The sequence below is a fragment of the uncultured Winogradskyella sp. genome (assembly GCF_947495255.1).
GTDB lineage: Bacteria > Bacteroidota > Bacteroidia > Flavobacteriales > Flavobacteriaceae > Winogradskyella.
Map to the genome: position 1 here is coordinate 346,637 of NZ_CANLYI010000006.1, position 11,950 is coordinate 358,586.

The following is an 11,950-nucleotide window of genomic DNA, read 5'->3' on the forward strand; positions in this document are numbered from 1 at the left end:
ATCAGCACTACCCTTCTCTACGTAACACTTCTAAAGGCGAACTCTTTAAAACTGATCTAATATTACTTAACCCAATTACTAAGACTAACAACGTAATACCTGGTAAAAACACTAGAAAAGGAATTAATGAAGGTGTAAAAGGTTCTTTAAAGACCAAGAGCGCCAAGCAGAAACTACTAATCAAAGCCAATAAAACACCTACTAAACTGCCAAGTAATCCTAGAAACAAATATTCAAACGCTGAGATTTGTAAAATTTGTTTGTTTTTAGCTCCAAGTGTTCGTAGCAAAACACTTTCCTTTATGCGCTGGTATTTACTCGTTCTCACAGAGCCAATTAATACAATAATACCAGTAACAATGCTAAAGAAAGCCATGAAATTTATAATCCATGATACCTTATTCAAAATATCTTCAATAATTGTGTAAACCTGTCGTAAATCTATAATAGATACATTTGGGTATTTCGCTACCAAATCGCGCTGTAAATCCGCAGAACCAGCTTCGTCTGGCACTGAAGTTAAAATAATATTAAACTGTGGTGCTTGTTCAAGAACACCTTTTGGAAACACAACATTAAAATTGGGTTGTAATTGTTTCCAATCGACTTCTCTTATGCTTCCAATGGTCGTTTCCATCAACACGCCTTGTACATTAAAAACAATAGTATCACCAATTGTCACTTTGGTTGACTCTGCTAAATTTTCAGAAATTGAAATAACCACAGGATCATTAGGTTTTAACTCTGCAATCCATTTACCATTTATCACCTCTTCTGAATCTATTACCGAATCACGATATGTACTTCTAAATTCATGATTTAAAAACCCACGACGTCTTTTTGTCGAATCTTGTCGCAAATCATTTACCAAATCTCCTTTTATTTTATGCATTCGCATCGTCACGATAGGAATATTATTTATAATCGGTAAATTCTTTGTCTTAATATTGTTTTCTATCGCTTCACGCTGTTCTGCTTGTACATCTAAAATAATAATATTAGCATTTTTAGAACTCTGCTCAATATCTGTTTTAGCTAACAAAATATCCTTTGTAAAATACAACGTACTGATTAAGCTTGTACCTAAACCAATAGCTACAATTAAAACAACAGTTTGATTATTAGGTCTAAACAAGTTTAATAAACTTTGTCTGGCTGTAAATCCCCAACTTTTAGGAAAAAAACGTCTGATACCTCTAATACATAATAAAGCGATACCTGCTAAAACAGCAAAAGCTACAAAAGTTGCGATTATAAAACCTAAGGCATACATTACATTATTAAGCAACCAGAACGAAAATAAAAACAGAAATACTAATATGGCAACAAGTACTAGTAATCTTACTTTTAGAGGTTCTTTTGAAGCCTGCTCATCTACACGCAATACTTCTAAAGGCGATACATACCATGTTCTCAACAATGGTAATAATGCAAACAACACAGACATAAACAGACCTAAAAAAATGCCCATAAATATCGGTTGAGCCGAAATTGAAATATCTACTGTAAACGGTAAAAAGTCTTTTAAAAATAAAGGAAACAACTCTTGAAGTCCCGCACCAATCAACGAACCAATTAATCCGCCAACAATACCAATTCCTGCAATTTGAATAAGATAAATAAGAAAACTTTGTTTTCTAGAAGCTCCCATACATTTTAAAACTGCAATAGCTCTTAGTTTTTCTTTTATATAAATATGAACCGAACTCGCAATCCCAATGCAACCTAACAATAAAGCGATAAAAGCTGCTAGATTGAGAAATTTGCTCACATTCTCATAACGATTTCCTAAACGTTCACTGGTTTTAATATGTGTGTTTATTGAGGCACTTTCAGCCTTTAACTTAGGCTGTAGCTTTTTGTCGAGTGCATTTAAATCTAAAGTTTCTGCTACTTTAAAAAAGAATTTGTATTCCTTTCGACTTCCAAATTGTAAGAGTTCTGTGTCTTTTACAAAGCGATAAGGAATCACTATTGGTGGAGCAACAGAAGTAGATATTGCTGTACTACCTGGAATTGCTTTTAGACTTCCTGAAATAGGCAATGTAACGTTACCCACTTTTATAGAATCACCAGGTTTTACATTAAACTGAAGCATTAAAGTCGCGTCAACTAATGCTCCACCTAATTCTTGGTAAGTCGTTGCAGCAGAAGTAGGTTGCGTGTCTATAGTTCCATAAAAAGGAAAGCCACCTTCTAAACCTCGTACTTCTACTAATTTAGTGCCTCCATTCTTTGGGAAAGCAATCATGGAAACAAAGTTGACTTCCGATGCATTAGGTTGTAAAGAGTCTACAATGGCTTGGGCTCGTTCTGTAGGAACTTGTCTGGTTTCTATTACATAATCGGCGCCTAATAAGGCTTTAGATTGGCGTTTAATATTATCGATAAGGTTGGTGCTGAATAATTGAATGGATACCACAGCAGCAATACCTAAAATAATAGAAGCCATAAATAACAACAAGCGTACTCTACTTGCTTTGGCATCTCGCCATGCCATTTTAAACAGCCACTTTGTATTTTGATTCATGTTTAAAATGAAGATTTACTGAACTAAAGTCTGTTCGTTGGTTAAAATTTGTCCACCCTTAAGCCTTAAGATTTGTTGTGTTCGGTTGGCTAAATCTAAATCGTGCGTAATAATAACCAAAGTAGTTCCTGCTTCTTTATTCAATTCAAACAACAACTGAATCACTTTTTCACCAGTTTCTTCATCTAAATTCCCTGTGGGTTCATCAGCAAATAATATAGAAGGTGCATTTGCAAAAGCACGTGCTAAGGCCACACGTTGTTGCTCGCCTCCAGATAGTTGTGATGGATAATGATGATAACGATCTGCCAAACCTACTTTTTCTAATAATGCCATACTCTTTTTAACAGCTTCTTTACTGCCTTGTAATTCTAATGGTACACTTACATTTTCAAGCGCTGTAAGTGTTGGTAATAATTGAAAATTCTGAAATATAAAGCCTACATTCTTATTTCGTAATTGAGCGCGTTGATCTTCATTTAGATTATTTAAATCTTCACCACAAAGCTCTACGCTTCCTGCATTAGGTTCATCTAGACCAGCACACAACCCTAATAAGGTTGTTTTACCGCTTCCTGATGGTCCAACGATAGAAAAGGTCTGCCCTTTTTCTACATCGAAAGAAATATTATGTAATACCGTTAATTGTTTGTTACCGCTAGAATATGTCTTTTCTAGACCACTTATCTTTAATATCTTTGGCATATTAATTTTAATTTATAGAACTTCTTATGTCGAAGGCTCAAAATAATCAATTGGTTTCACTTTCTCTCATTTCAATACGACCTAAATTCTTAAAGTTTTGTTATTTTATAATGGGCTTTTTATTACTAGCTTGTGGTGATGATAAATCTGAAAAAACTTCGGTAGAAGCTGAACCCTCTACCGAAATAGAAAAAAAAGAACAAGCCACAACTAATAATACCCAAACTAAAACCATCTTATGTTTTGGCGATAGCATCACAGCTGGTTATGGATTAGATGATAGTAATGACGCTTTTCCGGCAGTAATACAACAAAAAATAGATTCGTTAGCATTGAATTATACGGTAATTAATTCAGGTTTGAGTGGCGAAACTACAGCAGGTGGAAAAAGTAGAATCAGCTGGATTTTAAATCAACCGATTGATGTTTTCATACTAGAATTAGGCGCTAATGATGGGCTTCGTGGTGTTCCTTTAACTGAAACCAGAGCAAATCTACAAGGAATTATAGACGCAGTAAAAACTAAAAGTCCTGAAACTAAAATTATCCTTGCTGGTATGCAATTACCACCAAATATGGGACAAGATTATACCACAGAATTCAAGCAAATATTCATTGATTTAGCAGAAAAGAACGAATTAGAATTTATTCCTTTTATTTTGAAAGACGTTGGTGGTATTGCTGAATTTAATCAAAGAGATGGTATCCATCCTACTGTTGAAGGTCATAAAATACTTGCTAATACAGTTTGGGAGGTTTTAGAACCTCTAGTTAAATAGAATTAGAAGCTAAACTTAATCATCACAACTCGCAAAAAACAAACTGTTTTCTGAAACTACGACATCTTTTGAAGATTTAATAGTGACTTCTAAGCGCTTAAACGGAATAAGATCATTATCTGTTGGATCTTCTACATGCGGAAAAAACTCATTCCCATATTCTAAAAGACTTGGTAAAATTTCAGATTCTGTATGCGAGTTCACAAAATTGCATGTCTCTTCATCTATATCATTATAGGCTTTACCTCTTTTAAGATTAGTACTTTCGTCGAGAGATAAAATACCATCTTTATATTTAGCAATAAAAGAACCACCTTGTGAGTATTCTTCAGACAAACCTGCTATAATAAAATCATTATAATCGTCTGTAATCTCAAAATTGTAAAATCCAGGTAAATCATCTAGTTTTCCATCTCTATAATTTCTATAATCTGGAGAAAAAGCATCTACACTAGTCAACTTTTCTGTTTGTTTAAGTATATAAGGATAACTAAAACAATTGGCGCCTTTATTAAACATTGGTCTAAACTCATCGTTTTTATCTCCATTAATTCTAAATGCAATTCCTCTACTCCTATCTACAGCAAAACTAATCGCAACCGAATCTTTAAGCTGTGGATTTTGTCTTCCATATAATACAAACTTGGGTTCAGAATGGTATTTAAACTCATATGTATTATTTTCTAATAATTTCCAAGTGCCTTTTTGTACGCCTCCAAAATAAGCGACTACAAAATGATTATTCGGCGACACAATAAAACTTGTTCCACCTTCTGGATTTCCGCTACTTTGATAATAAGAACCAGCAATAGAATCATTTTGAGCATGCATAACTAATGAGAAAAAGATTAAGGCTACAGTTGTAAAAGACTTCATTGATTTTTGTTTAAAGAATTAAAGATAGATTTATTGTAACGCTAATTGCAATAGTTTTTAATCTTTTTTTTGATTGAAGATTGAATTTAGAATCTTCTTTTTGCAATCATTTTACACTTTTTTGACATTTAAAAACCACGACATCACTAATTTTACAAATACTAAATAATCAAAATATGTCTAAGTTGCTTTCAAAATGTATTATTCTATTATTTCTATTAAGCCTATCTTTTACTGCTGCGTGTCAAGATAGCATTCAGAAATCAATTGTAAAAGCAGACAGTACGTGGAGCACTGAAATTATTCCTTTTCCTGTTGATTGGTTACCTGAACTTACTTTTGAAGGTTTTGAAGAATTAAGATTCTCACCTAATTGGAACAATCCAAAGCATCAAGAATTTTGGACAATCGCTATGGCTTGGCAAGTTGAGACCACCTCAGAAATTCCTTTAGAAGCTATTGCCTTTAATTTCAATCACTATTTTACTGAATTAATGCATCCTAATCATTGGGCTCAAGAATTCCCTGACCCTAAACTCGAGTTAAAAGCTTTAGAAACTCCAGAAAATGGTGCACAATTTAAAGGGCACATCACCATATTTGATGGTTTTCATACAGGTAAAATTATCACGCTTAATATATTAGGTTACCAAACCTTATGTGAAACGACAAGTAAAGCTGTTATTCTATTTAAGTTATCTCCAAAGAATTTTGACACTCCTATTTGGGAGGAATTGAATGCTGTTGTTGTTAATGAGGATGATTGTTTAGACTAAAAACCCCTATTATATCAAAAGTTTTCAGGATTAAAAAAACAGTAGAAACGACATGTTTTAACTAATTGTTTTTAAGACTGTTTAATATTTACTGCAACGTCAGTTAGATTGTCACGACTTTTTTTGAAGATATGTACAGAACAATTATCAAAATAAATTAGCAATACTGTAACCTATTCATTCTCAAGTACGTCTTAATTTTATACATTCATAAAATCAAATCATCACATCATGAAAATTTTCAAAAATCAAATCGTATTTAGTTTACTCTTTTTAGTTTTTACACTAACCACATTGCATGCTCAAATGACGAGCCAGCAAATAGATAGTTTAGTCCTAAGAGCTATAGAAAAGATAGATTACACCGTAGGTTTTTCAATAGGTGTAGTAAAAGACGGAAAAATACTTCATGCTAAAGGTTACGGACTAACAGAAGTTAATTCTAATACAAATGTTACAGAGCATACACCTTTTGGTATTGCTTCTAATTCTAAAGCCTTTACATCTGCAGCACTAGCCATATTAGTGGATCAAGATAAAATTACGTGGACTGATAAAGTGATTGATCATATACCTGAGTTTAAAATGTATAATGATTATGTGACCAACAACTTTACCATTCAAGATCTATTAACCCATCGTAGTGGTTTAGCATTAGGTGTTGGTGATTTAATGCTATTTCCTAATGATTCAGACTTTACAATAGATGACGTCTTAAACAGTTTTCAATATTTTAAACCAATTTCAGAATTTAGAACTAAATTTGAATACGACAACTTACTCTATTTAGTTGCAGGCGAATTAACCGCAAGAGTTACTAGCCAAACTTGGGAAACCTTTGTAGAGACTAACATTCTAAAACCTCTTGGCATGACGAATTCTTCAGGGAGTTTATTTACTGCACTAAATTATGAAACTTTAGCAGCTCCACATGGTTTTATTAACGACACTATAGTTGCTTTAAATAATAAAACTTCTAACAACAAAATGAATGGAGCAGCCGGCGGAATTTGGGCAAGTGCAACAGATATGAGTCAATGGATTTTAACGCAGCTTAATGAAGGTAAATATGGTACAGATTTAAAGAACACCTTATTTTCTTTGGAGCAACAGCAAGAAATGTGGCGTATTCACACCATAATTCCTAGACAGACAGATCCTAATTCACCATTTAAATCGCACTTTTATGGTTATGGCTTGGGTTGGATGGTTTCTGATTTTAATGGTTTTTTACATATTGAACATTCCGGACTCATTGAAGGCATGACTTCTGATGTTGTTATTATTCCAGAATTAGAATTTGGTTTTGTACTACTTAACAATTCTGAAAAATCAGTAATACTAAATGGCCTAATTATGTATGCTTTGTTAGATGAGTTTTTAGATCTAAACACTGGTATTAATTGGGTAGAAATGGGTGATAAAAGACAAAAGCGCCAAAACAATAACATAGATACAATAACAGAATCAGTTTGGCAACAGGTAGAAACCCATAAAAACACCACCTATAACAAAGACCATTATGTCGGTATTTACGAAGACAATTGGTTTGGTAAAGTTGAAATTTTTAACAACAATGGCGACTTATGGTTTAAATCTTTTAAATCTCCAAGATTAAACGGAAAACTACAGTTTTACAAAGACCAGACTTTTGCCATAAAATGGGAATACCAAGACATGAATGCAGATGCATTAGCAACTTTTACTTTAGATCAAAAAGGAAAAGCCCAAAGTATTACAATGAAAGGTATTTCTGAATTTATTGACTTTAGTTTCGATTTTCAGGATTTGGATTTGAGACGTATTGGTGTGAATTAATTTTTGGTTATTTAATAAATTATCAGTTAGTCAATAAACCAAAATAAACCAATATCTTCGCGCGCATTATGTGGATGTATCTTGGACTATTAGCGGCTTTATTTTTAGGTTTACACAATTTGTGCAAAAAACATGCAGTACAAGGTAATGAAGTGTTTCCTGTGCTTTTTGGTACTATATTTTCTGGGTTTTTATTTTTATTACCACTTTATTTCGGTTCTCTATTTTATGAAGAACAGCTAATTAACATGCAATTATACATTGCCGAAATTCCGTGGAAAACACATGGTTTTATCGTTATAAAGTCTGCAATAATGGCAAGTTCTTGGATATTAGCTTATCAAGCTCTAAAGCATTTACCCATTACTATTGTAACTCCTATTCGTTCTGCTGGTCCGTTTTTCACTTTTATAGGTGCGATTTTAATTTACCAAGAGAAACCTAACTTTTTACAATGGATTGGTTTTTTCCTTATTATTTTTTCTGTGTTACTTTATTCTAGAATCGGAAAAAAAGAAGGCATTAACTTTAAACGTAACAAATGGATTTTTGCCATCATTGGAGCCACGTTTTTAGGAGCTTCTAGTGGCTTGTATGATAAATTTTTAATTCAGAGTTTAGAATTAAATCCGCAAACCTTACAATTCTGGTTTTGCTTTTACACCGTTTTAATTCTCTTAGTTATTTTATCCGTAACGTGGTTTCCTTATCCAGAAAAGCGAAAAGCATTTAAATTCCGCTGGACCATCATTGCTGTTGGTGTGTTGTTAGTTGCAGCAGATTACTTCTATTTTAAAGCATTGCAAGATCCAGATGCTTTAATAATGCTGTTGTCCGCCATAAAAAGAAGTCAGATTTTAATCGCTGTAGTTATTGGAGGTTTAGTATTTAAAGAGCAAAATAAACGTAAAAAATTAGTGCCTTTAGCTGGAATTTTAATTGGTGTGGGTTTAATATTGTATTCTTAGGTAGAATTGATTGTTATAGGTTATGTTGTCATTTGGATAGCATAAAAATCGTGACGATAAATCATGTAGTTCAGCGTAGTTCAATCTTATAAGAAAAGAGATTGCTCTAATAATGAGATTCCTCTGAGTACATCATTCGGAATGATAAAACTTGAATATTATTATTTAGTACTAAATTTAGATGTCGACTGAGCTCAACCGGACGAAAATGTTACTCTAAAATAAAGAAAAAGGTCCAAACCAAAATAAACAATCAACTCCATTATTCCGACATTTTCGAAGGCACCTATTTTCAGAAATAATGAGTTAGTAAAAAAAGTTAGTTTACTGTTTATTGGTGTTAACTTCTATTGTTTACATAAAACGTTAAAGCAAAATATAAAAGTCCCATAGTAATAATGGTAAAAAAGACTGATATAGATTCAAAACTAGTATTTGCAGTTATTAATGCATTTATCATATTTGCTCCAAAAAAGCTTAACACAATTCTAATGAAGGTTATCTTTAAATATTTCATAACTATTTTTTAGGCTTTAAAGTCATAAATAGAAAATCCATGATAGTTTAATTAAACAAGCTGGAATCTAGCAATTTATTAGACATATTGTTAAGCATTCGTTTTTATTCTTATTTTTTCTGATAGCGTTTCAATTTCAGTTTTAAAATCTGCGCTTTTTGATTCTATAGTTTGAACACCATAAGAGTCTGTCAAAAGTTTAAAAGCACTTTTAACTATTTCTTTATTTCCTTTTTTATTTATTATGTCATTTAATATTCTTGCTGAAAGTGAATCATATTCATCTTCTGGTGCTCCATTTGCAATAAACCCTAACAAATCAAATTCATTTGTGATTTCTCTCGCAACTTTAGATGTGATTTTCAAAGAATTTTTATTTTCTATTTTGTCTCATATATATTCCCCAAACACACATAGAAAATTCTCCAGCAACAAATTCCACTTTTCTATTAGATAACTCAATCCAAAATCTGTTAAATGATATCGTTTTACCGTAAAGTGGGTCTTTGACAATTACATTTTCATAATCAGATTTCCATTCGTAATTCCAAATATTAATGCCTTCTATACCACAATATTCACCATCCAATACTGTTTTAAAATGTTTCCACTCGTTATTCATTTCAAATGTATTTTAACACACATATATCATCAAGATACTCTATACGTTTTTACTTTATTATCTATTTGATGTACCAATCCACTTAAAAAATTACCAGGACCAATTTCTGTAAATTCGGTTGCACCATCCTCAATCATATGTAAAATAGTGTGTCGCCACATCACAGGATGTGTTAATTGATCAATTAAGTTAGATTTAATTAATTCAATATTAGTTGTAGGTCGTCCTTTAATATTCTGATAAATAGGACAAATCGGTGTAATGAATTTTGTGCTTTCTACAGCCAAAGTAATTTCTTCAATAATGGGTGTCATTAATGGTGAATGAAATGCACCATTAACTGGTAAGTTTAACACTCTTACTGCTCCGGGTTTTAATTTTTCGGAAGCTTCTTTAAGTGCTTTCATTTCTCCAGAAATCACTACTTGATGCAAGGCGTTGTAATTGGCAGGCACAACAATACCATCTATTTGATCACAAATATCTTTTACAATAACATCATATAAACCCACAACAACCGTCATACCAGCATTTTCATCATCGCACACTTTTTGCATTGCAATGGCTCGTTTGGCTATAAGGTTTAAACCTGATTCAAAATCCAAAGCATTAATAGCTGCCAAAGCAGATATTTCACCTAATGAATGACCTGCAACCATACTTGGCTTAAATGCTTTACCTAAGGTTTTAGATAGAATATAAGAGTGTAAAAAAATTGCTGGTTGACAAAATTGCGTTTGTTTTAAATCTTTAGCAGAACCATTAAACATCACATCAGTAATAGAAAACCCTAAAATAGCATTGGCTCTATTAAAGTAATTTTGGGCCAATTTAGAATCATCATACAACTGTTTTCCCATACCTGGAAATTGAGTTCCTTGACCTGGAAATAAATATGCGTGCATAATTAAAGTAGATTATTTTGAAAATATAAATTTAATGCCATCCATAGACTGAATTAACAATTAACTAAATATACAATTGATTTCCAAAATAATAGGTTGATGAGCAATAAATAAAGATGATATTGTTTTCTCACTAATTAGATTTCCATAACTCTAACCTTCTTTCGTTTTAAGCGCACATTATTCAGTTTTTCAACCATATCATCTGCAATACTAATAGGTACTGCAACAAAAGCACAATCTTGCTTCAATTCTATAACACCTAATTGGTCTTTGGTAATATGTCCTTGTTTAAAGAACAATCCTGCAATATCACCTTTAGATATTTTATCTTTTCTACCTCCAGAAATAAATAACGTTGTCCAGAAAGGTGGTTTAATTTCGCCTGTTTTAGATAGCGTCTGAATTTTAGATTTTTCCACAAACTCTGGAAATACTTCTCCAGCTCCTTTTATAAGATAAGCTGTTCCTTTAGCGTTTACTCTGGCTGTTCTACCATTTCTATGTGTATATTCTTGTATGGCTTGTGGCAGTTCGTAATGAATAATGTAACTCATTTCTGGTATATCAATTCCTCTTGCTGCTAAATCGCTAGCAACCAAAATTGTTACACTTCCATTTCTAAGTTTTATTAAAGCACGCTCCCGATCACGTTGCTCCATACCACCATGAAAACATGTATGTGCTATATTTTTCTTATCTAAAAATCGACTTAAATCTTCGAGCCGTTCTTTTTTATTACAAAATACAATTCCTGGTTCGTTTCCTAAATGTGCTAATAAATCTACCAACGTATTATGCTTGTTAGCAGAAGGAGATATTACGGTTTTAATAGTCAATTTAGGGCTTGCTTTGTCCTTTAAGAAGTTTAAAGTTTTAGCACCACTCATTTTTAAATATGCAGGAATTGAAGCACCTTCTGTAGCAGATGTTAAAATGCGCTTGTTGACATTTGCTAAATAACCCATTATAAATTTCATCTCACCACCTGCACCAACTTCAATTGAAATATCAAACTCGTCAATCACTAAAGTTTTAATGTATTTGGTTGTAAAACGCGCTTGTTCAAAATGATCAGCTAAACGTCCTGGCGTACCGATTAAAATAGCAGGTGTGTGTTTTAATTCAATTTTATCCTTAGAAATAGCGCGTCCTCCATAAATAGCATTGGCTTTATAACCAGAACCCATATTTCTAATAACCGTTTCAATTTGAATAGCTAATTCACGTGATGGTACAATGATTAAAGCTTGTACTTCTTCTTCAATTGTTGGATCTAAAGCTTCTAACAATGGTAATAAAAAAGCTAAAGTTTTCCCTGTGCCTGTTGGAGATAATAATATGGTATTTACGTTTTTTTCAATAGATTCTATGGCAGATTCTTGCATAGAATTTAGCGCGTAGATATTTAGTTTTTCAAGAATATCTTGTTGTGCTTTTATGTTATTTGCCAT

Annotated in this window: 12 protein-coding genes; 4 read left to right on the forward strand and 8 right to left on the reverse strand. The window is 32.5% G+C overall.

Going from position 1 to position 11,950, the window contains the following annotated elements; genetic code table 11:
• Window positions 1-7 precede the first annotated feature (7 nt).
• Window positions 8-2,500 carry an ABC transporter permease gene (locus Q0807_RS11880; protein WP_299110233.1) on the reverse strand — a complete coding sequence of 831 codons (2,493 nt, stop codon included), beginning with the start codon at window positions 2,498-2,500 and terminating at the stop codon, window positions 8-10.
• Between the two features lie 45 nt (window positions 2,501-2,545).
• Window positions 2,546-3,235, reverse strand: coding sequence for an ABC transporter ATP-binding protein (locus Q0807_RS11885; protein ID WP_299110167.1), 690 nt, complete (start codon window positions 3,233-3,235; stop codon window positions 2,546-2,548).
• 26 nt (window positions 3,236-3,261) lie between these two features.
• On the opposite strand from Q0807_RS11885, the gene Q0807_RS11890 reads away from it, so the two are divergent.
• Window positions 3,262-4,014 carry an arylesterase gene (locus Q0807_RS11890; RefSeq protein ID WP_299110168.1) on the forward strand — a complete coding sequence of 251 codons (753 nt, stop codon included), beginning with the start codon at window positions 3,262-3,264 and terminating at the stop codon, window positions 4,012-4,014.
• 15 nt (window positions 4,015-4,029) lie between these two features.
• On the opposite strand, the gene Q0807_RS11895 is transcribed toward Q0807_RS11890, so the two are convergent.
• Window positions 4,030-4,890, reverse strand: a complete 861-nt coding sequence (locus Q0807_RS11895; protein WP_299110170.1) for a hypothetical protein — start codon at window positions 4,888-4,890, stop codon at window positions 4,030-4,032.
• Window positions 4,891-5,066: 176 nt separating this feature from the next.
• On the opposite strand from Q0807_RS11895, the gene Q0807_RS11900 reads away from it, so the two are divergent.
• The 3 genes from Q0807_RS11900 (at window position 5,067) to Q0807_RS11910 (ending at window position 8,452) form a co-directional block, all read left to right on the forward strand.
• Window positions 5,067-5,666, forward strand: a complete 600-nt coding sequence (locus Q0807_RS11900; RefSeq protein ID WP_299110172.1) for a hypothetical protein — start codon at window positions 5,067-5,069, stop codon at window positions 5,664-5,666.
• Between the two features lie 231 nt (window positions 5,667-5,897).
• On the forward strand, window positions 5,898-7,484 hold the full coding sequence (locus Q0807_RS11905) for a serine hydrolase (protein ID WP_299110174.1): 1,587 nt from the start codon (window positions 5,898-5,900) through the stop codon (window positions 7,482-7,484).
• 68 nt (window positions 7,485-7,552) lie between these two features.
• Window positions 7,553-8,452, forward strand: coding sequence for an EamA family transporter (locus tag Q0807_RS11910; protein WP_299110176.1), 900 nt, complete (start codon window positions 7,553-7,555; stop codon window positions 8,450-8,452).
• Window positions 8,453-8,792: 340 nt separating this feature from the next.
• Here Q0807_RS11910 and Q0807_RS11915 read toward each other — a convergent pair whose 3' ends face one another.
• From Q0807_RS11915 to Q0807_RS11935, 5 genes are all read right to left on the reverse strand, one after another.
• On the reverse strand, window positions 8,793-8,969 hold the full coding sequence (locus tag Q0807_RS11915; RefSeq protein ID WP_299110178.1) for a hypothetical protein: 177 nt from the start codon (window positions 8,967-8,969) through the stop codon (window positions 8,793-8,795).
• 90 nt (window positions 8,970-9,059) lie between these two features.
• Complete coding sequence (locus tag Q0807_RS11920; RefSeq protein WP_299110181.1) at window positions 9,060-9,335, reverse strand: hypothetical protein; 276 nt, start codon at window positions 9,333-9,335, stop codon at window positions 9,060-9,062.
• A gap of 7 nt (window positions 9,336-9,342) precedes the next feature.
• Window positions 9,343-9,591 carry a hypothetical protein gene (locus Q0807_RS11925; protein WP_299110183.1) on the reverse strand — a complete coding sequence of 83 codons (249 nt, stop codon included), beginning with the start codon at window positions 9,589-9,591 and terminating at the stop codon, window positions 9,343-9,345.
• A gap of 29 nt (window positions 9,592-9,620) precedes the next feature.
• Window positions 9,621-10,496, reverse strand: a complete 876-nt coding sequence (gene fabD / locus Q0807_RS11930; protein ID WP_299110185.1) for an ACP S-malonyltransferase — start codon at window positions 10,494-10,496, stop codon at window positions 9,621-9,623.
• A 137-nt stretch (window positions 10,497-10,633) separates the two neighbouring features.
• On the reverse strand, window positions 10,634-11,950 hold the full coding sequence (locus tag Q0807_RS11935) for a DEAD/DEAH box helicase (RefSeq protein ID WP_299110187.1): 1,317 nt from the start codon (window positions 11,948-11,950) through the stop codon (window positions 10,634-10,636).